A 21899-nucleotide genomic window follows, 5' to 3' on the forward strand; every position below is an offset into this window, starting at 1 on the left:
CCGTCAGAGCGCCAGCACGGTGGGGACGATCATCGGGCGGCGACGGTAGACATCGCCCACCCAGCGACCGACCACCCGGCGGACCGACTGAGCGATACGGTGCGGATCGGTGACGCCGTCGGCCTCCATCTGGGCCAGTTCGGCCTCGACCAACGGGACCACCTTGGCCAACGCGCCCGGGTCGTCGGAGAACCCCCGGCCGGCGATGGTCGGCGAGGCCACGGCCCGGCCGGTGTGCGCGTCGATGGCGACGGTGATGGCGATGAAGCCGCCCTCGCCCAGGATCAGCCGATCGGACAGGGTGTTCTCCCCGACGTCTCCCACGGCGGCGCCGTCGACGTAGACCATGCCGACGTCGATGTGGCCGCTGATCCTGGCCTTCCCGTCGACCAGGTCGACCACGGTGCCGTTGGGGGCCAGTACCACCCGCTCGGGCGGTACGCCGGTCATCACGGCGAGCCGGGACTGGGCGCGCAGGTGACGCCACTCGCCGTGCACCGGAATCACGTTCTTCGGCTTCACCGCGTTGTACATGAACAGCAGCTCGCCGGCCGACGCGTGTCCGGAGACGTGGACCTTGGCCACACCCTGGTGCACGACGGTCACGTTGGCCCTGGCCAGTTCGTTGATGACGGTGAAGACGCTGGTCTCGTTGCCGGGAATCATCGAGCTGGCCAGGATCACGGTGTCACCCTGGATCAGGTTGACCTGGCGGTGCTCCCCCCGCGACATCCGGGACAGGGCCGACAGCGGTTCGCCCTGCGATCCGGTGGAGATCAGCAGCACCTGCTCCGGCGGCAGTTCGAGCACCTTGTCCAGCGACCGGACCAGGCCGTCGGGGACGGTGAGCAGGCCCAGTTCCTGGGCGATCTGCATGTTGCGGACCATGGACCGACCGACGAAGGCGACCTTGCGGCTGTGGTTCTGGGCCGCGTCGAGCATCTGCTGCACACGGTGCACGTGCGAGGCGAAGCTGGCCACGATCACCCGTTGCTTGGCCGAGCGGATGAAGTTGTCCAGCACCGGCCCGATCTCCCGTTCGGGAGCCACGAAGCCGGGGACCTCGGCGTTGGTCGAGTCGACCAGGAACAGGTCCACCCCTTCTTCCCCGAGGCGGGAGAAGCCGGCCAGGTCGGTCAGCCGACCGTCGAGCGGCAGCTGGTCGAGCTTGATGTCGCCGGTGTGCAGCACGGTGCCGGCCGGGGTCCGGATGCCCACCGCGAGCGCGTCCGGGATCGAGTGGTTGACGGCGAAGAACTCCAGGTCCCAGGCTCCGGCCCGACGGCGCTCACCCTCGACCACCACCTCCAGCTTGGGGGTGATCCGGTGCTCGCGGCACTTGGCCGCGATCAGGGCGAGGGAGAACTTGGCGCCGATGACCGGCAGGTCCTTGCGCAGCCGGAGCAACCACGGCAGCGCGCCGATGTGGTCCTCGTGGCCGTGGGTGATCACCACGGCGTCGATGTCGTCGACCCGGTCCTCGACCAGGCGCAGGTCGGGCAGGATCAGGTCGACCCCGGGCTGGGCGTCCTCGGGGAACAGCACGCCGCAGTCCACCACCAGGAGGCGGCCGTCGTATTCGTAGACCGTCATGTTGCGGCCGATCTCACCGATGCCGCCGAGGGCCACGACCCGCAGGCCGCCCTTGGGCAGCCGGGGCGGGGGGATGGATTTGGACGTTGCCGTCATCGCAGATTACCGATTTCTTCGAGGTCGCGCGCAATCTGCGCGCTCTGTTCGTGGGTGGCCGGGATTTGAGGCAGGCGGGGATCGCCGACCTCGAAACCGGCGAGCCGCAGTGCGGTCTTGGCGAACACCAGGCCGGCTCCGCCTCCGGTTCGGGACATTGCCAGATGGGCGGGCAACAGCGCCTCGTGGATGGTGCGGGCCCGCGTGAAGTCGCCTGCGGCGGCACTGTCGACCATGGCCCGCACGTGCGGCCCGACGACGTGCGAGATGATGCTGACCACGCCCACCGCGCCGATGCTCATCCACGGCAGGGTCAGCGGATCGTCGCCGGAGTAGTAGGCCAGGTCGGAATGAGCGATCACCTGGGAGCCGGCGTACAGATCGCCCTTGGCGTCCTTGACGGCCGTGATCCGTGGGTGTTCGGCCAGTCGCAGCAGGGTGTCCGGGGCGATGGCCACCACGGACCGCGCCGGGATGTCGTACAGCATCACCGGCAGGTCGGTGGCGTCGGCCACCGCGGCGAAGTGGGCCAGCAGGCCCTCCTGCTGGGGCCGGGAGTAGAACGGCGTGACGACGAGAGTGCCGTGCGCTCCGGCCTTCTCGGCCTCCCTGGCCGTCTGCACCGAGTGGGCGGTGCTGTAGGTGCCGACGCCCGCCACCACGGTCACGCGATCGCCCACCGCATCGACCACGGCCCGCACGATGGCCGCCTTCTCCGCATCCGTGGTGGTCGGCGACTCCCCCGTCGTCCCGTTGACGACGAGCCCGTCGTGCCCCTCGTCCGCCAGCTTGGCGGCCAGCGCCGCGGTGGCGTCGAGATCGAGCTCGCCGGCTGAGGTGAACGGGGTGACCATGGCCGCCAGTACCGTTCCGAACGGGCGACCTGGCCTACCGGCCGGACCGGCGATGAGCGACGTCATGGGTCAAAACTTACCGCTTGATCTCGGCGACCAATTCCGGGTCGCCCTCGAACTCGAGCCGCACCTGTGTGCGACCACTGAGCCACAACAGGATTTCCGCCACCCCGCCGCGCACCACCACACCCGGAGGGGCCTCGGCCACGTCGGTGTCCTTCGACGGCACCAGAACGATCGGCCGATCCTGGCTGCCCGGTTCATCGGTCAGCCGGGCGGTGATCGGCACCGCCTTCTTCTTCAGCCCGCGCAGCACGAACGATGACGTCAGCGCGCGGATCAACTCGGTCCGGTCGCTGTCGCCGAGCTCGCGCGGCTCCCAGCCCGGCTCCCCCCGGCGGACGTCCTCGTGGTGGATGAACATCTCCAGACCGTTGGCCTTCTCGTCCCACGAACCCCAGCTCAGTGGGCTGAACGCGGGCGGGCCGGACCGGAGCAGCTCGACCTGTTCGTTCCAGGGAAGTCGCCGGTACTCGTCGGACACCCGGGCCGTCCAACCGGCCAACGGCGGAACGAAGATGCCGAGGGCGGCACCGACCCGCCGCTCACGGACCAGCAGGTGGGCCAGCAGGTCGGCCGTGGTCCAGCCCTGGCAGAGCGTCGGTCGATCCGGCCCGACCGCCGTCAGCAGGTCGGCGAGGGCGGAGCGTTCCGTGCGGGCCAGGGTCATGTCCGCACAGTACCGAGGGGAAGCGCCCTGAGGCACCACTCTCCGGAACTACAGGGCCCCGCCCGCGGCGGCCGGCCCGGTGTTGCCTCCGGCGTCGCCGACCGTCTCCCGGGCCAGGTACGTCTCGACCTCGAACCAGTCGTCGCCGGCCCGTTCGGCGATGGTCAGCAGCGTTGTCATGGCGGCGACCTCCTCGACCTGCTCGGACAGGAACCACAGCATGAACTGCTCGCCCAGGAAGTCGTTCTCCTCGCGCGCCTTGGCGAACAGGGCCTTGATCTGCTCGGTGACGGCCTTCTCCTGGGCCAGGGCGACACGCACGGCGTCGGAGATGTCGGCGAATTCCGAGCGCACCTCGTCGATACCGGGGATGGCCACCTGCAGGTCGCGGTCGAGCATCCACTGCACCATCATCATCGCGTGGTTGCGCTCTTCGACGCCCTGCCGATAGAAGTGCGCGGCCAGCTGCGGCAGGTCATGGGCGTCGAACCACACAGCCATGGCGACGTACTGCTGGCTGGCGTTGAACTCGTTGCGGATCTGGGCGCGCAGGAGGTCGGCGTAGGTCGTGGGCGCGTCAGCGGTGGTCGTCATGCCGACATCGTAGGGAAGGTCGCACGGGCCGAGCCACTCGCGACACCACCATGACGTCAATCCGGGTCAACCCTGACGTCAATCCGGGTTGCGTGGCGTCATTGGTGGTGTCACTATGGTGTCATGGACCTGAACCAGTACATCCGAAATCTCCGCGAGGACCTGCTCGCGGCCGCTGCCCTGGGTGACGAGGAGACCCGTCGCGCGGCTGCCCTCCTGGGCGCCGCCATCGAGCCGGCCGGGCGACTGGCCATCATGAACGCCCTGTCCGACCTGGCGGCCGAGGTCACCGAGGCGCTGGACAAGAACGTCGTCGAGGTCAAGTTGGACGGCCGCGACGTCCGGGTCACCGTCTCGGCGAAGGCCGGGGCCTTCGCCGACGACACCGACGACACCGAACACGACGGCCGCTTCGCCGCGCACCTGCACGCCGAGGAACTCCGCCGGGCGATGCAGGAAGCCGGCGGCGAACTGTCCCGCACCACCGTGCGGCTGTTCAACGATCTGAAGTCGCAGGCCGAGCAGGCCGCATCCGAGCAGGGAGTGTCGCTCAACACCTACATCTCCCGAGCCGTGTCCGACTCGGTCCGTACAGCCATGCCGCCCGGTGTGAAGGGCCGGAAGCCCAGGGGCCCCGGCGGGCGCACCGTGACCGGCTTCATCAAGGGCTGACCCTCAAGCCCCGTTCCGACTTCCCCTGCTCCCTTCTCGCCTCCGAGGACACCATGAAAACGTTCCTGACCCCCGATCCCGTCACCCTCGAGATCCGCAACGCCACCGGCGACATCCAGATCATCCTGACCGACACCAGCACGACCACCGTTGACGTCACGGCCGGAACCAGCCACCCGCTGGGTTTCCTGGACGACGTGTTCAAGGCCTTCGGCGGCCCGGGTCGCCGATTCGAGGGCTTCGCCCGGGGCCGCGGTTACCACGGCGGCCCGTTCGGCGACGCCGGGAACGACAGCGGCGACCCGCTGACGGCCGACACCCGCGAGAACCTGACCGATCTGGTCCGGATCGAACACCGCGAGGGCGACGACCCGACGGTGATCGTCGACACCGATCCGGCCCGCGACGGCTGGCGGTCCTCGTTCTCCGTCACCGTCACCGCCCCCACCGGCTCGAACATCCGGGTCCAGGCCCAGTCGTCCGATCTCACCGTGACCGGCACGGCCGCCCTGGTCGACGTCCGGACCTCCTCCGGCGACGTCCGGCTCGACGAGACCGGGACCCGGACGCTGGTGCAGTCCGCCTCCGGCGACATCGACATCGCGGCGGCGGCCGGCAACGTCGACATCCGGACCGCGTCGGGGGACGTCCAGACCGGCCCGATCGAGGGAGACGCCTTGGTGCACACCACCTCGGGCGACGTCCGTCTGGGCGCGGTGACCGGCAACATCAGCGCGCGCAGTGTGTCCGGCGACGTCCGGGTGTCCGACGCCACGGCCGGGCAGGCCGAGGTCAACGCGGTGTCCGGCGACGTCGAGATCGGCGTTCACCCCGGATCGCTGGCGTCGATCAACCTGTCGACCGTGTCGGGCACCACCGACACCGACTTCGAGGTCCAGAACGAGGTCTCCGACGGAGACGCACCCATCCTGACCATCACGGTGACGACGACATCGGGTGACATCCGGCTGCGCCGGGCCGCCTGAGAGTCCCTACCGGCGGCGCTCGGTCACCCGGATCCGGGTACCGGGCGCCGCTCGCGTCACCGGCGGCGTCCGAGGCGCTGCACCGGCGGCCGGGGCGTCACCCGAGGGCCAGCGCCGCACCCCCGCGCCGGGGGTCGGCCGCCGGCCCGTCGGCCGCGGCCGCCGCGACCCCGCCGAAGTACGGCCGGGGCGCGTCCCACAGCACGAGTTCCTCACCGGCCGCGCGCAGCCCGGCGATCACCTCGGGCGGAAAGCCCGGTTCCAGGTGCACCACCTCCGGCGTGACGGACAGCCGGGGAGCGGCCACCGCCTCGGCCACGCCCCGCCCCTGGACCAGCACGCCGGCCATCACCTGCAGCAGGGCGGGCCGGATCCGGCTGCCGCCCGCCGCTCCCCCGGCGAAGAGCAGATCTCCGTCCGGCCCGGTGACGACCGATGGGACCATCATCGACGGCATCCGGGCGCCGGGGAGGAGTTCGCCGCGCAGCAGTTCACCCTCGCCGAGCATCGAGTTGCCGTGCACCCCGCCGACCCAGATCCCCGATCCGAGACCCAGCGAATGGGTGGCCGCACAGGCGTTGCCGACGGAGTCGACGGCGACCACGCTGGTCGTCTCGGTCCGGCGCGCGGGTGCGCGCAGCGCCGCCACCAGCGCCCGGGCCCGGTCAACACCGCCGCGGGCCACCGCATCGCGGTCCAGCGAAGCCGACGACCGCGCGAAGGAGTCCAGGTCGTTCGACCGCACCTGCAGGATTCCCGGCCCGAACGGCACCCGGGTCGGCACCAGGTCCAGCACCCGGTAGGCCGCCATGTCCAGGACCGACAGCGCACCTCCGTCGGCCCGGACCGCGTCGACCATGGCCCGGCCCAGCTCGCCGGTCGTCACGACGTCCGGGCCCTGCTCGGCCAGGGCGGCCAGGGTCTCGGCCAACCCGGGGTGGTAGAGCCGCTGGCCCGCCTGCAGCAGCCGGCGGGCGCCGGCGATGTCGACCCGCGAGTAGCTCTCGATACCCTGGTCGGCCATCATGGCCGGCGCGACGTCGGGCAGCAGATCCGCATGGGCGGTCGAGAACTCGACCCCGGAGGCGGCCAGCTTCTGCGCCGGGCCGACGATCTCGGCCCACGACAGCCGGCCGAACCGCGAGTGCAGGGCGGCGACCCCGGCCGGAGTCCCCGGCACGGCCACCGTCGGCCCACCCATCGCGTAGGGCACCGCCACCCCGCCGAAGGACACCGAGATCTCCTGGGCCGGACCGGCAACGGTGCCGTCCAGGCCAGGGACCGTCACGAAGAAGTCCAGACAGGTGACGGTGCCGGTGGCGGCCTCGTAGACGGTCGCGAATCCACCGCCGCCCAGGCCGCAGAAGATCGTCTCGGCCACACAACCGGCCAGGATCATCGCGGCGGCACTGTCGGCGGCCGACCCGCCGGCGGCCAGGACGTCCAACCCGGCGGCGGCGGTGGCCGGATGTCCGGCGGCCACCCCGGCCGGAAGTCTGTTCACGGCAGGTAGGTTACCGCCGGCCACGCCGCCGGTTCGGCGCGTCCGCGACCACCTCACATGGCCGCGGCCAGGGCGCCGTGCAGGTTGCCCCGGGGCATGATCGCCACCTCGTCCAGGTCCAGCCACCGCGCCATCCGGCTCAGCTCTGCCGATGCCGCCTGCGCCACCTCGCCGGGCACGGTGCCCGGTTCGTGCCAGGCCGCCTGCACCAGCAGCCGTCCGGTCGCCCGGTCGGACTTGAGATCGAACCGCCCGACGAGCTCGTCGCCGACCAACAGCGGGAACACGTAGTAGCCGTAGACCCGCTTGGGCGCCGGCGTGTAGATCTCGATCCGGTAGCGGAAGTCGAAGAGCCGTTCCGTCCTGGCCCGTTCCCAGATCAGCGGGTCGAACGGGCACAGCAGGGCGCGCCCGGTCACCTTGCGGGGCATCTTCGCGTCGCGGTGCAGGAAGGCGATGTCGCGCCAGCCGCGGACCTGCACCGGCAGCACGTCCCCGTCCTCGACCAGTTCCAGCAGGGCGCGCTTGGCGTCGTCATTGCGGATCCGGTAGTAGTCGGCCAGGTCGCCGACCGTGCCGATCCCGTGGGCCCGGGCCGACCGCGCGATCAGGGCCTTCTTGGCCTCGAACTCGGCCGGCGTCGGGGTCGCCAGCACCGCGGCCGGCAGGATCCGCTCGGTCAGGTCGTAGACCCGCTCGAACCCGCGCCGGAACGAGGTCCCGATGGCGCCGACGGCGAACAGGTACTCGCTGGCCGTCTTGGTGGCCGACCACTCCCACCATCCGGGCTTGCCGCGCCCCGGGGCTTCGAGCACCTTCTCGATCTCCCCGGCCGACAGTGGCCCGTGGTCGCGGACCACGGCCAGCACGTCCTCCAGGAACCCCGGATGCTCGGCCCGGAGCTTCGCCGCGGATGACCACGGGCCGTCGACGAACTTGCGCTGCCGCCAGCGCAGCAGCGGCTGCAACTCGATGGGCACCAGGGAGGCCTCGTGGGCCCAGGTCTCGAGCAGGGTGCGGTCGGCCGGACGCGCCGGCCAGGCCGCCCCGGCCAGCAGGTCGACCCGGTACTGGCCCAACCGCGAGAACAACGGCAGGTAGTGAGCGCGGGCCAGGACGTTCACCGAATCGATCTGCAGCAGCCCGATCCGGTCGACCAGCCGTCGCAGGTGCCCTCGGTTGTAGGCGCCCGCCGCCGCCGGCAGGGGCGCCGACAGCCCCTGTGCGGCGATCGCGGTACGGCGGGCCTGGGCGGCGGTGATCTGCAACTGCGGCACGGGCCGGGAGGATGTCACAGGACGACATGGTGCCAGCGAGCCCCGACAAGTGGCTTTTCCCACCCCCGGCGAGGCAAGATCAGCCAATGGGCCCGCACGAGCGCTGGACAGCGCTGCTGGACATCCTCGGCCGGGACGGCCGGTTGGATGTCGCGCTGGCCGCCGACGAGTTGAGCGTGTCCGCGGCGACGATCCGCCGCGACCTGGATCATCTGGCCGGCCAGCAGCTGCTGAGCCGCACCCGGGGCGGAGCGGCCCCGGCCAGCGTCGCCTACGACCTGCCGCTGCGGTACAAGACCGGACGTCACACCGAGGAGAAGTTCCGGATCGGTACCGCGGCCGCCGCCCTGATCCGGCCCGGTTCGGTGGTGGCCGTCAACGGCGGCACCACCACCTCCGAGGTGGCCCGGGCGCTGGTCACCGTGCCGGCCGGCACCGATGTCGACGGACACGGCGACAACCCGTCGTTCACGGTGGTCACCAACGCGCTCAACATCGCCAACGACCTGGCCGTGCGCCGCAACATCAAACTGGTGGTCACCGGTGGCGTGGCCCGCCCGAGCTCCTACGAGCTCATCGGGCCGCTGGCCGAACCCGCCCTGGAACGCCTGCACCTGGACTACGTGGTCCTCGGAGTGGACGGCTTCGACGTCCAGACCGGCGCCACCGCCCACCACGAGGGGGAGGCGGCGGTGAACGCCCTGATGGTCAGCCAGGCCACCACCGTCATCGTGGTGGCCGACGCCTCCAAACTGGGACATCGCTCGTTCGCCCGGATCTGCGCCACCTCGGCCGTCGACGTGCTGATCACCGACACCGCCGCCGATCCGGCCCAGGTGGCCGCGTTCGTCGACGCCGATGTCCGCGTGATCCAGGCCTGATGGCCGACGCCCTGGTCCGCCCGGCCGGTCCGGACGACGCCCCGATCCTGGCCCGGCTGCAGATCGGCATCTGGCAGCAGGCGTATCCGGACCTGTTGCCGGCCGCCGCCCTGCTGGCCGATCCGCAGGTCCAGGCGGAGGTCTGGGCGGCTCGGGTGTCGGCCGGCGGAGCGGTGCTGCTGGCCTTCGAAGGCACGGAGCCGGTCGGCCTGGCCAGCACCGATCCGGATCCGGACGACCGTGGCCAGGGACAGGTCGAGCTGCTGCACGTCCTGCCGCGGTGGTCCCGCCGCGGGCACGGTGGCCGGTTGCTCGGCGCGGCCGCGGCCGAGCTCCGCAAGTCCGGAGCCACCCGCGGCACCTGGTGGGCTCCCGAGACCGACGAGAGCGTCCAGCAGTTCCTGCTCGGCGTAGGGTGGGCGGCCGACGGCGGCCGGCGCGTCCTGGACACCAGCGAGCGCACGTTCACCGAGATCCGTTACAGCGGCAACCTGGACCTGATCCTGCTGTGAGAGACCGCGCCGGCTATCGGTGCTCGAGTTCGATGGCGCGGCGCATCGCCGCCCGTGCTCGTTTGCGGTCCCCGGCCAGGTTGTAGGCGTAGCCGAGCTCGTACCAGGCCCGCCAGTTCTCCTCGTCGGCCTCGACCCTGGTCCTGACCGTCTCGAAGTAGGCGTCGGCGCTCGTCCGCTCGATCCGGCCGGACGGTCGCCGGGTCAGGCCCTCGTCCGTCGGCAGGTCGCCGGTCTCGGACAGCTTCCGCGCCAGCCGAGCCGTCGCCGCGCCGAATCGGAGCTCGAAGACGACCAGCACCACCCCGATGACGGGCAGAAGCAACACCCCGATGCCCAGCGCGACACCGACTGCGGTGCCGGTTTCGACCAGGTAGACGCCGCGCTGGCCCAACAGGTAGAAGTAGGCCACCAGAGCTCCGGTCAGGAGCGCGACCGTCACCCGGGCCTTCACCGGTCAGTCCAGCCCGAGCAGTTGTTCCAGGCCGAGGGTCAGGCCGGGGCGGTCGACGATGGCCCGCACCGCCGTCAGGACACCGGGCATGAACGAGCTGCGATGCAGCGAGTCGTGCCGGATGGTCAGGGTCTCCCCCGTGCTGCCCAGTACGACCTCCTGGTGGGCCACCAAGCCGGGCAGACGCACGGAGTGCACGTGGATGCCCTCGACCAGATTCCCGCGGGCGCCGGGCGCCTCGATCGTGGTCGCATCCGGGACCGCCCCGAGGCCGGCGGCGGCACGCGCCGCACCGATGCCCCGGGCAGTGGCGATCGCCGTCCCGGACGGGGCGTCGATCTTGCCCGCGTGGTGCCGCTCGATGATCTCGGCCGACTCGAAGAACCGGGCCGCCTGACGGGCGAACCGCGCGGTGAGCACGGCGCCGATGGCGAAGTTGGGGACGACCATGACGCCGACCTCGGGCTTGAGGGCCAGCCAGTGCCGGATCTGCTCGGCCTGCTCGTCACCGATGCCCGACGTGCCGACCACGGTATGGATGCCCTGGTCGATGCAGAACCGGATGTGGTCCATGACGACATCCGGATGGGTGAAGTCGACCACCACCTGACTGCCCGCGTCGGACAGGGAGAACAACCATTCCCGGCCGCCGACCGCGGCCACCAGGTCCATGTCGTCCGCGGCGTCCACCGCCTGGCAGACCTGCGAACCCATCCGCCCGCGGGCGCCGATCACCCCGACCCGCAGTACTTCGTTCGACTTGGTCTCATCCGACATGGCGACGTTGCCCTCCTGTTTGCACCAGAGACGTCAGTTGCTCCGGCAGATCCGTCTCGGCAGCGTACGGGCCGACCACGGCGGCCGTCATCGGCTGGGTCAGCAGGCGCGCGGCCAACGCCGAAACCTGGTCCGCGTCAACCCGGGCGATCGCCTCGAGTTCGTCCGAAACCGACCGATACTCGTTGCGGACCAACAAGTTCTTGCCGATCCGGCTCATCTTGGACTCGGTGTCCTCGAGGCCGAGGATCATGCCGCCGGCCAACTGGCCGTGGACCCGGGCCAGTTCCGCCGTCTCCAGGCCACGTTCGGCCACGGCGGCCAGTTCCAGCCCGATCAGCTTCGAGACGGTGCCCAGGTTCTCCGGCTGGCAGCCGGCGTACACCGAGAAGGACCCGACATCGGCGTAGCCCGACGTGGCGGCGTAGCAGGAGTAGGCGAGCCCGTGTTCCTCGCGGATGGTGCGGAACAGGCGGGAGCTCATCCCGCCGCCCAGGGCCGCGGCCAGCACGGACGTCGCGTAGCGGTCCGGGTCGTTGCGGCCACCGGACGGCACGCCGATCGACAGGTGCGCCTGTTCGATGTCGCGCTCGACCACCAGCGCCCCCGACAGGGCTCTGGCCGTGCCGCGGCCGACGCGCGGCAGATCCGCGGTGCGGGCCGGGTCCAGGCGTGAACCGAACGCCCGCCGGACCCACTTCACGACGTCGGCGTGGTCGACGCCGCCGGCCACCGAGACGACCATCTTCTCCGGTGAGTACCGCCGGCGGTAGTAGCCGGCGATCTGCGTGCGGGTCATGTCGATGATGCTCTGCTCGGACCCGATGACCGGGGCGGCCACCGGATGACCGGCGAACATGGCGGCCGCGAACGCGTCGCCGAGGGTGTCCTCGGGATCGTCGTCCCGCATCGAGATCTCTTCCAGGATCACCTGTCGCTCGACGTCGACGTCCGGGGACGAGATCACCGCGTCCAGCACGACGTCGCAGACGATGTCCACGGCCAGTTCGGCGGAGGACGCCAGTACGTGCGCGTAGTAGCAGGTGTACTCGTGGGAGGTGAAGGCGTTGAGCTCGCCACCGACGGCATCGATTGCCGCGGCGATCTCGTGACCGGTGCGGTGGCTGGTGCCCTTGAACAGCAGGTGCTCCAGGTAGTGCGACGCCCCGGCCAGCTTCGTGGTCTCGTCGACAGAGCCGACGCCGACCCAGATGCCGACCGAGGCGCTTCGTGCCGTCGGCACGCTCTCGGTGATCACCCGCAGACCGCCGGGGATCACCGAGAGCGTCACGACCGAGCCGTCAACGCCCCGTTCCAGGACTGAGGTACGGGTACGGGCGGCCATCAACTAGCTCAGACCGACGCCGCAGCGGCGGATGCGTCCTCGGCGACGACCGGGATCAGCGAGATCTTGCCGCGGGCGTCGATCTCGGCGATCTCGACCTGCAGCTTGTCGCCGACGTTGGCCACGTCCTCGACCTTGTTGATCCGCTTGCCGTTGCCGAGCTTGGAGATGTGCACGAGGCCGTCGCGGCCGGGCAGCAGCGAGACGAACGCCCCGAAGGCGGTGGTCTTGACGACCGTGCCCAGGAACCGCTCGCCGACCTTGGGCAACTGCGGGTTCGCGATCGAGTTGATGATCGCGATGGCCGCCTCGGCGGCCTCTCCCGACGCAGCGGACACGTAGATGGTGCCATCGTCCTCGATGGCGATCTCCGCACCGGTCTGCTCGGTGATCGAGTTGATCATCTTGCCCTTCGGCCCGATGACCTCGCCGATCTTGTCGACCGGGACCTTGACCGTGGTGATGCGCGGCGCGTTGTCGCTCATCGGGTCGGGTGCGTCGATGGCCTCGTTCATGACCTCGAGGATGGTCAGGCGAGCCTCGCGGGCCTGGGTCAGCGCAGCGGCCAGGACGTCCGACGGGATGCCGTCGAGCTTGGTGTCCAGCTGCAGAGCGGTGACGAACGACTTGGTGCCGGCGACCTTGAAGTCCATGTCACCGAAGGCGTCCTCGGAGCCCAGGATGTCGGTCAGCGCGACGTACTGGGTGACACCGTCGACGGTGTCGGAGATCAGACCCATGGCGATGCCGGCCACCGGCGCCTTCAGCGGCACACCCGCGTTCAGCAGGGACATGGTCGAGGCACAGACCGAGCCCATCGAGGTGGAACCGTTGGAACCCAACGCCTCCGACACCTGGCGGATGGCGTACGGGAACTCGGCCTTGGTCGGCAGCACCGGCACCAGGGCCCGCTCGGCCAACGCTCCGTGACCGATCTCGCGACGCTTCGGCGAACCGACGCGGCCCGTCTCACCGGTGGAGTAGGGCGGGAAGTTGTAGTTGTGCATGTAGCGCTTGCGCGTCTCCGGGGAGAGCGTGTCGAGCTGCTGCTCCATGCGCAGCATGTTCAGCGTGGTGACGCCCAGGATCTGGGTCTCACCGCGCTCGAACAGCGCCGAGCCGTGCACGCGGGGCAGGTAGCCGACCTCGGCGGACAGGGTCCGGATGTCGGACAGCCCGCGGCCGTCCATGCGGATCTTGTCCTTGAGCACGCGCTGGCGGACCAGCTTCTTGGTGACGCTGCGGAAGGCCTGGCCGATCTCGGCGCCGCGCCCTTCGAACTGATCACCCAGGGCGGCGATGACGTCGGCCTTGACCGCGTCGGTGGCCTCGTCGCGCTCCTGCTTGCCGGTGAGCACCAGCGCGGCGGCCAGGGGGCCGGCGGCGGCCTTCTCCACGGCGTCGTAGACGTCGCTCTGGTACGGCGGGAACAACTTGAACTCGGCGACCGGCTTGGACGCCGATGCGGCCAGTTCGGACTGGGCCTGCACCAGGATCTTCAGGAACGGCTTGGATGCTTCCAGACCGGCCGCGACGACCTCCTCGGTCGGCGCGGTGGCGCCGCCGGCGATCAGCTCGATGGTCTTCTCGGTGGCCTCGGCCTCGACCATCATGATGGCGACATCGCCGGTCTCGGTGACGCGGCCGGCGACGACCATGTCGAACACGGCCTTCTCCAGCTGGGAGTGGGTCGGGAAGGCGACCCACTGGCCCTCGATCAGGGCGACCCGCACACCGGCCACCGGGCCGGAGAACGGCAGCCCGGAGATCTGGGTCGACGCCGATGCGGCGTTGATGGCCAGCACGTCGTACAGGACGTCCGGGTTCAGGGCCATGACGGTGATGACGACCTGGACCTCGTTGCGCAGCCCGGCGGTGAACGACGGGCGCAGCGGCCGGTCGATGAGGCGGCAGGTCAGGATGGCGTCCTCGGACGGACGGCCCTCACGACGGAAGAACGAACCCGGGATGCGACCGGCCGCGTACATGCGCTCTTCGACGTCGATGGTCAGCGGGAAGAAGTCGAACGCTTCCTTCGGGTGCTTGCCGACGCTGGTCGCGCTCAGCAGCATGGTGTCCTCGTCGAGGTACGCCGCGACGGAACCGGCGGCCTGCTGGGCCAGCCGGCCGGTCTCGAAGCGGATGGTGCGGGTGCCGAAGCTGCCGTTGTCGATGACAGCGGTGGCCGTGGTGGGGGTTGTGGACATAGACATGCGTCTCCTCTTTGGTGACCGCGGCCTCGTAGGCCGCGGTGGTGCTGCTTCGCGGGCGGACATCGGTGCCCGAGCGCGAGTGCCACCCCACCACCGGAGAGTTCCTGTCGGCTCTGGTCTTGACCGGCCGTCGATCGAAGCCGGCGGACCTCACTGCCGCGCTGGTGCGACTGGAGTTCCGACGGCCACTACCGAGGACCGGCGAGCGTGGAGGCTTTCTCACCGGGCGGGTGGCGTGTACTGCTGGTGGTGCACGTCAGGGGAGCACCCGGGTGGGTACTCCCCTGACGTTCGGTACTAGCGGCGCAAGCCGAGCCGTTCGATCAACGAACGGTAGCGAGCGATGTCGATGTTCTGCAGGTAGCGGAGCAACCGACGGCGCTTCCCGACCAGGGCCAGCAGGCCGCGGCGGGTGTGGTGATCGTGCTTGTGCTCCTTGAGGTGCTCGGTGAGATCCGAGATCCTCTTGGTCAGCATTGCCACCTGGGCCTCGGCCGAACCGGTGTCGGTCTCGTGCAGGCCGTACTCGGCCAGGATGGTCTTCTTCTGCTCAGTGGTCAGGGCCACAGTTGCTGCTCCTTGCGAACTACTGTCACGTGCGCTGCCCGCACCGGACGATGCGCCGGGGGGATGACGGTACCGGCCGCCACGGACTGAGGCCGGACCCAATCGCCGAGTTTACCAGTTGCCACGAGCCGCTCCGGCGATCCGCAGACCCAGCGCGCGTTGCCGTTCCAGCACGGTCGCCCGGTTCTGGTCCCCACCCGGGAAATTGGCCAGCACCGCGTAGCCGATCCGCCGGGCCGGACCGGTCAGCACCCCGACATCGGCGCGGACACCGTGGTCGGTACCGGTCTTGTTGACCAGGTGCAGGCCGAGGTCGCCCGCCTGATGGGCCAGCGGATCCAGACCCCACCCGGCGGCCACCTGGGACAGGTCCACCCCGTTGCTCAGCCAGTGGGTGACCGGCGGCCGCAGCCCCACCATCAGGCGCACCAGTTCGTCCGCCGATCCGGTCGACAGGGTCGGCGGGTCGGCCGGAGTCCGCACGTCCCGCACCCGGTCGTGCAGACCGGTCCGCACCAGTCCGAGCCCGGCGGCAGTGGCCGCCACGGCCGGCAGGCCGACGCGGGCCAGCAGCACATTCGTGGCCAGGTTGTCACTGACCATGCCGACCAGCACGCAGAGGTCCTCCACCGGCAGCTCGTCCACGCGGAGATGTTGCCAGACACCGGAATCGGCCACGAGTTGATCGGGGGTCCGGCGCAGCGGTCGGGCCGGGTCGATGGCGCCGGACTCGATCAGCTCCGCCACCCGGACCAGCAGCAGCACCTTGCCAACACTCGCCGTCCGCAGGGTTCTCGTCGGGTGCTCGTCCATCAGCACCTCGCCGGTGTCGGCGTCGGCCACCCGGACCGACCAGGTGATCCCGGTCATCGGCTCGGCCACCGGGCCCGTCAGCGGTCCATGGCCAGGATCTCGCGGGTCCGTTCAACATCGCGGCCGATCTGTTCGATCAGCGCCGGCACCGAGTCGAACCTGACCATGCCGCGCAGCCGCTCGACGAAGTCGAGGGCCACCCGGCGGCCGTAGAAGTTGCCGCCGTCGTCGAGCACGAACGCCTCCACGGTCCGGACCCGGCCGGAGAAGGTCGGGTTGGACCCGATGGAGATGGCCGCCGGCGAGCGCCGGCCGCCCAGCACGAACCAGCCGGCGTAGACCCCGTCGCCGGGCACGGCACCGTGCGGGACGACGTCGAGATTGGCCGTGGGGTAACCGAGTTCGCTGCCGCCGCGGCCGTCACCGTGCACGACGATGCCCTCCACCCGGTGAGGTCGGCCCAGGGCCTGGGCCGCGGCGTGCACGTCCCCGGCGTCGACACTGGCCCGGACCAGGGTCGAGGTGACCGGGAGGGCGTCCTTGGACACCAACCCCACCCCCAGCGCGGTGAATCCGAACTTGGCGCCGAGCGCCCGCAGCAGTTCGACGTCGCCGGCACCGCGGTGCCCGAAACGGAAGTTCTCGCCGACGACCACGCAGGCCACGTGGAGCGTCTCGACCAGGATGTCGTGGACGAACGTCTCCGGCTCGGTGGCGGCCAGGGCCGGGGTGAACGGCAGCACCAGGAACGCGTCGATGCCCAGTTCGGCGGCCAGTTCGGCCTTGCGTCGCAACGTGATCAGCTCGGCCGGGTGGCTGCCGGCCCGCACCACCTCGGCCGGGTGCGGGTCGAAGGTCATCATCACCGCCGGCACACCCAGCTCCGCGGCCTTGGCCACGGCCGCGTGCACCAGCTCCTGGTGCCCCCGGTGCAGCCCGTCGAACACCCCGATGGTCAGTACACAGCGACCCCATCCGGACGGTATCGCGTCAAGTCCTCGCCAGCGTTCCATGCCGGTCAGTATCCCAGCCGGACTCAGGCCGGGTCGAACACCAGCCGCGGGCGGGCCTGTCCGCCCGATTCCTCGACCAGGGCCAGCAGGTCGCCGTCGTGCAGCAGGCCGTAGACGCCGGGGATACCGGACGCCGGGACCGGGCGGCCGTAGCGGACGTCCCGGGCCAGCGCCCCGTCGACATCGCGGGTGGCGAAGGCCAGCCGGACCGCGTCGGCCGCCGGGATGATCGCAGCCGCCACCCGGGCCGAGAACTCGGCGGTGATCTCCGGGCGCGGCCCACCTCGTTCCGGGACCCCGTCCGGCCCGTACACGTCGACCGCCCCGGCGATGGCGAACGGCCCGACCGTGGTCCGCCGCAGCGCCGTCAGGTGGCCCCCGACGCCCAGCGCGGCTCCGAGGTCACGGGCCAGCGACCGGATGTAGGTGCCGGTGGTGCACTCCACGAGGACGTCGAGGTCGATGGCGTCGTCGCCCCGCCGGATCGGGCCGAGCACGTCGAACCGATGGATGGTCACCGGGCGGGCGGCCAGTTCGACCTGCTCACCGGCCCGAACCCGGTCGTAGGCACGCTGCCCGTCGACCTTGATCGCGGACACCGAACTGGGCACCTGCAGGATCGGCCCGGTGAGGGTCCCGATCACCGCGGTGACGGCGTCGTCGGTCACCGCGTCGAGGGCGGCCGGCTCAGCCGTGGCCAGCATCTTCCCCTCGGCGTCATCCGTGGTCGTTGAGGAACCGAGCCGGATGGTGGCCAGATAGGTCTTGTCGGTCAGCGACAGATGGCCCAGGAGTTTGGTCGAGCGTTCCACCGCAATCACCAGGAGCCCGGTGGCCATCGGGTCCAGCGTGCCGGCGTGCCCGACCTTCTTCGTACCGAGGACCCGCCGCAGCCGGCCGACGACGTCGTGCGAGGTACATCCGGCCGGCTTGTCCACCAGGAGCAGGCCGCCGCCCACCAGGTCGCTCATGTCGGTCCCCTCACAGTTCGTCCGGTGCGGGGCCCCGGGCTCGCACCCGATCCGCTTCTCGGGCCAATTCTGCCTCGTCGACCAGTTCCCACCGGCGCACGTGCAGGTTGACCGGTACATCCTCGCCCCGCGCCGCGGCCAGCAGGACCATGGCCCTGGTCCGCAGCCACCAGGTCAGCATGCGGCTCAACCCGACTGCGGTCACCACGACCAGAGCACAGAACGCGAACCGGAAGCCCTCCACCGTGTGCGTGGCGCGGTGCGGCTCGACCAGGTTCAGGATCTGACCGACCAGGAAGATGCCGATGACGGCCCCGCAGAAGCCCCCGATGTTGACCATGCCGGTGGCCGTCGAGATGCGGTGACGAGGGTTGTAGTCGCGAGCCAGCATGAACGCCACGGCCGAGGTCGGGCCGCTGACCGAGAACACGATCACCACCAGCACGACCACCGGCGTCGGCGGCACCCCTCCGGGCCAGGCGATCAACAGCAGCCAGGCCAGGATGGACACCCCGCAGACGATCACGGCCATCGGCGTCCGTACCTCGGGTCGCCGCCCGACGATCTGGCCGACGGCCAGGTTGGCCAGCACTCCGCCGAGGACCAGGAGCAGCATCAAGGACGACGCGGTGCCCGTGCTGTAGCCCAGGCCCTGGGTCAGGTAGGGAAAGCCCCAGAGGGTGGCGAACGTCGTCGGCCCGGCCATGCAGGTGAAGTGGACCCAGAAACCAAGTCGCCCGGACGGCAGGTGCCAGGCGCTGCGCACCTCGGAGAAGACCCGCCGTCCGGCCACCGGCCCGCCGGCCGCGCGTTCCTCGGCCGCCCGGAACGGCGCCGCCGTGGCCGGTCGGAGCAGCAGGAAGGCGTACGCGACGGACAGGCCGCCGGCGATCCCGAAGGTCGGCGCCCAGCCCAGCCCGTGCAGCAGTCCGGTCAGCGGCAGGGTCGCGATGATGTTGCCGGCCGATCCGGCCAGGCCGGTGAAGCTGGTCAGCACGGCGTACCGGCGAGCCGGGAACCAGCCGGCCACGAGGCGCAACACCGAGATGTAGGTCATCGCGTCGCCGCAGCCGACGACGCCGCGGGCCAGCAGCGCGGGGACGTAGCCCCCGACGAAGGCGAAGGCCAGCTCACCGCAGCCCATGGTGAGGGTCGCGGCCAACAGCATCCGGCGGGGACCGAACCGGTCGACCAGGATGCCCGTCGGCACCTGCATCAGGGCGTAGACGGCCAGTTGCAGCATGACGAAGGACGAGAGCTGCGGCGCCGACAGGTGCAGCCGCTCGGCCGCCTGGGGGCCGGCCACGCCCAGGGTGCTGCGGTGGAAGACGGCCAGTACGTAGACGCCGGCCCCGATGGCCCAGACCAGCCAGGCCTTGCCGGGGGCGCGCACCGGTACTGACGAGTTGATGACGGTCTCCATCTCAGGCAAGGGTTCGGGCGGCCGTGGCCAGGTGGTCGAGGACGAGGGCCACCGCGCGGTCCGCGTCCTGGGCGGCGATGGCATCGGCGATCGCCTGATGGTCGGCGACGGTGCGGGCCACCCGGCCGGCGTCGACCAGGCCGCCCTCGGTGAACAGGTTGGCCGCGCCCATCCGCATCTGACGGTCGCGCAGTGAACCGTAGAGCCGGACCAGGATGCTGTTGCCGGCCGCGGCCACGATGGCCGCGTGGAAGTCCCGGTCGGCCCCGACGTAGGCGGCGACGTCACCGGCCCGGTCGGCCGCCCGGAGCTCCTCCAGGGCGCGGGTCAGCGAGGCGGTGAGCCGCGGCGCCTGACCGGATTCGATCACCCGCCGCACGCAGTGGGTCTCCACCAGTTCACGGGTGGCCAGCACGTCCCGCCACTCCTGAGCACTCACCGGCAGGACCAGCGCCCCTCGTTTGGGCAGCAGCCGGACCATTCCTTCGGCCTCGAGCCGCAGCAGGGCCTCGCGAACCGGGGTCCGGGAGACTCCGGTCTCGTCGGCGATGTGCCCCTCGGCGAGCAGATCGTTGTCGGCGAACCGGCGGGTCAGGATGCCGTCGCGGACGTGCCGGTAGACCCGCTCGGCGGCAGAGGGCGGGGGTGTTGCATCCATGATGTATCTATCGTACGGCACGGCTTCGGCGTTTCCCGGACCCCGCCGAGCCCGGGAGACCGGTCAGCTGGAGCCGGTGGCCAGCACCATCGTCAGGGCCGCTATCGCGGCCGCGGCGGTGCCGGCGAATCCGAACCCGGCGGCCCGGACGTGGCCGCCCCCACCGAGCTGACCCGCCGCGTGGGCCACGTCCACTCCGGCGCGCGATCGCAGCGACACCTGCCACTGGGTCGGACCCGTCTGCTTCAGCACGGCCGCCACGTCCGCCTGGTGCGCGGTCCGCAGGATGTCGATGACGGAGTCCAGTTCCTCCTGGCGCAACCCGACCGCCTGCTCGGCGCTGATCACCGCGGTGACCAGACCGCGGCCCCGGGCCGCCGCCGGATCGAGGACGGCCGCGCCCAGCACCTTGGCCAGCATGCCGAGCCAGGCGAACGGGTGCAAGTCGGTGATCGGCCGCATCAGGGTGTCCGGATCGACGCCGGCGTCCAGCAGTCGGGCCGCCAGCCGGTGGGCCGCGGCCGAGGCGAATCGGAAGCCGACCGTGTCGGTGGCCAGTCCGGCGTAGATGTTGGCCGCGATCTCCCGGTCGATGCACAGCCCGAGCCGGTCCAGCACCGCCGCAACCAGCACGGTGGTGGATTCAGCCGCCGTCTCGACCAGGTGGTGGTGGCCGAACCGGGTGTTCGAGGCGTGGTGGTCGATGACCAGACTCGAGGATGCGGTGTCCAGCAGCGACTCGAGCACGCCCAGGCGTTCACGCGAGTTCACGTCGAGGGTGACCACCAGGTCCGGATGAACCGGCACCCGTTCGACCGGTGTCACCAGGTGCTGGCCCGGCAGACCCCGCAACGACTCCGGCACGCGGGCCGGTTCGGCGAAGGCGACGCACACGTCGCGACCGGCCGCTTCCAGGGCCAGACCGAGGGCCAGGGCACTGCCCAGCGCGTCGGCGTCCGGCCCGACGTGAGCCAGCAGGACCAGGGACTGCGCGGCGTCGATCAGCGCGCAGGAACGGACCAGATCGGTCGAGACCTCGAGCGCGCTGCTCACCAACTACCTCCGGAAAGAGAGTGCTGCGGATCCGGCCAGGACGACCGGACCGCACTACTGGGCTGCGCCGAGCTCGGCTTCCTCGTCTTCGAACTCATCTTCGTCCTCGGCCGCCCGCGGCACCTTGTAGGGGTCGGCGTCGCCGGCGTAGGTGGCCCCGGCGGCCTGGGAGGCGACGGCCGCGTCGGACGCCTTGGCCGCCGCGATCAGGTCGTCGATCCGATGCGCGTTCTCCGGGATGGTGTCCAGTTTGAAGGCGAGCGTCGGGGTGAACTTGATCCCGGTCTCGCGACCGACCGCGCTGCGCAGCACACCGGTCGCGCTGGCCAACGCGGCCGCGGTCGAGGTGACCTCGTCGTCGTCGCCGTAGACGGTGTAGTAGACCACGGCCTCGCGCAGGTCCGGCGTCACGGTGGCGGCGGTGATGGTGGTCATCGCCAGCCGCGGGTCCTTGACCTTGAGCTCCAGTTCGGTGGCGACGATCGCGACGATGCGCTTGGCCAACCGTCGGGCCCGTGCGGAATCGGCCATGGCGGAACTCCTTCTTCGATCTGTGTTGTTGGGTACTACTCGTCGTCCTGGGCGCCGATCACCCGACGGCGTGCGCTGAGCAACTCGACCTCGAACTCACCGGCGACCTGACGCTCGCAGGTGTCCAGCACGCGCTGCACCTGGGCCGGATCCCCGGACACGGTCGCAATGCCGATCAGGGCCCGTCGATACCGGTCGGCATCCCCGGCCTCGGTGACCGCGACGTCCAGACGACGCAGTCGCGCGATGATCGGCCGGATCACGGCCCGCTTGTACTTCAGCGAGTCGACCTCGCCCAGCAGCACATCGAGCTCGAGGACTCCGACGTACATCTGTCGCCCTCCCTGGGCCGGGCCGTGGTGGGCGGATGAACCGCCCACCA

Annotated in this window: 23 protein-coding genes; 4 read left to right on the top strand and 19 right to left on the bottom strand. The window is 70.7% G+C overall.

Translation table 11 applies throughout. The annotated features are described in order from the left end of the window. Positions 1-3: 3 nt before the first annotated feature. From BLS97_RS20330 to BLS97_RS20345, 4 genes are read right to left on the bottom strand one after another with little or no spacing between them, the layout of a single operon-like run. Entirely contained in the window at positions 4-1689 is a 1686-nt protein-coding gene (locus BLS97_RS20330) for a ribonuclease J (protein ID WP_090479802.1), read from the bottom strand. Further along, positions 1686-2609 (bottom strand): 4-hydroxy-tetrahydrodipicolinate synthase, encoded by a 924-nt coding sequence (gene dapA / locus BLS97_RS20335; RefSeq protein WP_090479805.1) that lies wholly within the window; start codon positions 2607-2609, stop codon positions 1686-1688. Before dapA ends, BLS97_RS20330 begins: the two co-directional genes overlap by 4 nt. 10 nt (positions 2610-2619) lie before the next feature. Next, positions 2620-3273 (bottom strand): TIGR03085 family metal-binding protein, encoded by a 654-nt coding sequence (locus BLS97_RS20340; protein WP_090479808.1) that lies wholly within the window; start codon positions 3271-3273, stop codon positions 2620-2622. Between the two features lie 48 nt (positions 3274-3321). Then, positions 3322-3867, bottom strand: a complete 546-nt coding sequence (locus BLS97_RS20345; RefSeq protein ID WP_090479811.1) for a ferritin — start codon at positions 3865-3867, stop codon at positions 3322-3324. 123 nt (positions 3868-3990) lie between these two features. Between BLS97_RS20345 and BLS97_RS20350 the strand changes: the two genes are divergently transcribed. Both BLS97_RS20350 and BLS97_RS20355 read left to right on the top strand, forming a co-directional pair. Continuing rightward, positions 3991-4539 carry a toxin-antitoxin system HicB family antitoxin gene (locus BLS97_RS20350; RefSeq protein ID WP_090479814.1) on the top strand — a complete coding sequence of 183 codons (549 nt, stop codon included), beginning with the start codon at positions 3991-3993 and terminating at the stop codon, positions 4537-4539. Positions 4540-4592: 53 nt separating this feature from the next. Then, on the top strand, positions 4593-5525 hold the full coding sequence (locus tag BLS97_RS20355) for a DUF4097 family beta strand repeat-containing protein (RefSeq protein WP_090479817.1): 933 nt from the start codon (positions 4593-4595) through the stop codon (positions 5523-5525). Between the two features lie 97 nt (positions 5526-5622). On the opposite strand, the gene BLS97_RS20360 is transcribed toward BLS97_RS20355, so the two are convergent. Both BLS97_RS20360 and BLS97_RS20365 read right to left on the bottom strand, forming a co-directional pair. Beyond that, entirely contained in the window at positions 5623-7029 is a 1407-nt protein-coding gene (locus BLS97_RS20360; protein WP_090479820.1) for a gamma-glutamyltransferase, read from the bottom strand. A gap of 53 nt (positions 7030-7082) precedes the next feature. Continuing rightward, positions 7083-8324, bottom strand: coding sequence for a winged helix-turn-helix domain-containing protein (locus BLS97_RS20365; RefSeq protein WP_231988221.1), 1242 nt, complete (start codon positions 8322-8324; stop codon positions 7083-7085). A gap of 68 nt (positions 8325-8392) precedes the next feature. Between BLS97_RS20365 and BLS97_RS20370 the strand changes: the two genes are divergently transcribed. Both BLS97_RS20370 and BLS97_RS20375 read left to right on the top strand, forming a co-directional pair. After that, complete coding sequence (locus BLS97_RS20370) at positions 8393-9187, top strand: DeoR/GlpR family DNA-binding transcription regulator (protein WP_090479826.1); 795 nt, start codon at positions 8393-8395, stop codon at positions 9185-9187. After that, entirely contained in the window at positions 9187-9699 is a 513-nt protein-coding gene (locus BLS97_RS20375) for a GNAT family N-acetyltransferase (RefSeq protein ID WP_090479829.1), read from the top strand. The genes BLS97_RS20370 and BLS97_RS20375 overlap by 1 nt, the downstream gene beginning before the upstream one ends. Positions 9700-9712: 13 nt before the next feature. Here BLS97_RS20375 and BLS97_RS20380 read toward each other — a convergent pair whose 3' ends face one another. The 13 genes from BLS97_RS20380 to BLS97_RS20440 all read right to left on the bottom strand — a co-directional run bounded on the left by BLS97_RS20380 (position 9713) and on the right by BLS97_RS20440 (position 21849). Continuing rightward, positions 9713-10153, bottom strand: a complete 441-nt coding sequence (locus tag BLS97_RS20380; RefSeq protein ID WP_090479835.1) for a hypothetical protein — start codon at positions 10151-10153, stop codon at positions 9713-9715. Between the two features lie 3 nt (positions 10154-10156). Next, positions 10157-10930, bottom strand: a complete 774-nt coding sequence (gene dapB, locus BLS97_RS20385) for a 4-hydroxy-tetrahydrodipicolinate reductase (RefSeq protein ID WP_090479839.1) — start codon at positions 10928-10930, stop codon at positions 10157-10159. Beyond that, positions 10920-12275, bottom strand: coding sequence for a M16 family metallopeptidase (locus BLS97_RS20390; RefSeq protein ID WP_090479842.1), 1356 nt, complete (start codon positions 12273-12275; stop codon positions 10920-10922). The genes dapB and BLS97_RS20390 overlap by 11 nt, the downstream gene beginning before the upstream one ends. An 8-nt stretch (positions 12276-12283) precedes the next feature. After that, positions 12284-14488, bottom strand: coding sequence for a polyribonucleotide nucleotidyltransferase (locus BLS97_RS20395; protein WP_090479845.1), 2205 nt, complete (start codon positions 14486-14488; stop codon positions 12284-12286). Positions 14489-14785: 297 nt separating this feature from the next. Continuing rightward, positions 14786-15055, bottom strand: coding sequence for a 30S ribosomal protein S15 (gene rpsO, locus BLS97_RS20400; RefSeq protein WP_090479848.1), 270 nt, complete (start codon positions 15053-15055; stop codon positions 14786-14788). 111 nt (positions 15056-15166) lie between these two features. After that, entirely contained in the window at positions 15167-15925 is a 759-nt protein-coding gene (locus tag BLS97_RS20405; RefSeq protein ID WP_157695579.1) for a serine hydrolase, read from the bottom strand. Between the two features lie 20 nt (positions 15926-15945). Continuing rightward, positions 15946-16881, bottom strand: a complete 936-nt coding sequence (locus BLS97_RS20410) for a bifunctional riboflavin kinase/FAD synthetase (protein ID WP_090479854.1) — start codon at positions 16879-16881, stop codon at positions 15946-15948. A gap of 23 nt (positions 16882-16904) precedes the next feature. Continuing rightward, positions 16905-17852: a tRNA pseudouridine(55) synthase TruB gene (truB, locus tag BLS97_RS20415; RefSeq protein ID WP_090479857.1), complete on the bottom strand. Its 948-nt coding sequence runs from the start codon at positions 17850-17852 to the stop codon at positions 16905-16907. A gap of 10 nt (positions 17853-17862) precedes the next feature. Then, the gene (locus BLS97_RS20420; protein WP_157695580.1) at positions 17863-19275 is read right to left on the bottom strand and encodes an MFS transporter; all 1413 of its coding nucleotides are present in this window, start codon (positions 19273-19275) and stop codon (positions 17863-17865) included. A 1-nt stretch (position 19276) separates the two neighbouring features. Beyond that, on the bottom strand, positions 19277-19933 hold the full coding sequence (locus BLS97_RS20425) for a GntR family transcriptional regulator (protein ID WP_090479865.1): 657 nt from the start codon (positions 19931-19933) through the stop codon (positions 19277-19279). A 63-nt stretch (positions 19934-19996) separates the two neighbouring features. Beyond that, positions 19997-20986: a DHH family phosphoesterase gene (locus BLS97_RS20430; RefSeq protein WP_231988224.1), complete on the bottom strand. Its 990-nt coding sequence runs from the start codon at positions 20984-20986 to the stop codon at positions 19997-19999. A gap of 54 nt (positions 20987-21040) precedes the next feature. Then, on the bottom strand, positions 21041-21517 hold the full coding sequence (gene rbfA / locus BLS97_RS20435) for a 30S ribosome-binding factor RbfA (RefSeq protein ID WP_090479871.1): 477 nt from the start codon (positions 21515-21517) through the stop codon (positions 21041-21043). 35 nt (positions 21518-21552) lie between these two features. Next, positions 21553-21849: a DUF503 domain-containing protein gene (locus BLS97_RS20440; RefSeq protein WP_090479874.1), complete on the bottom strand. Its 297-nt coding sequence runs from the start codon at positions 21847-21849 to the stop codon at positions 21553-21555. Positions 21850-21899: the final 50 nt, after the last annotated feature.

The organism is Nakamurella panacisegetis, from assembly GCF_900104535.1.
In the GTDB taxonomy this organism is placed as follows: Bacteria; Actinomycetota; Actinomycetes; order Mycobacteriales; family Nakamurellaceae; genus Nakamurella; species Nakamurella panacisegetis.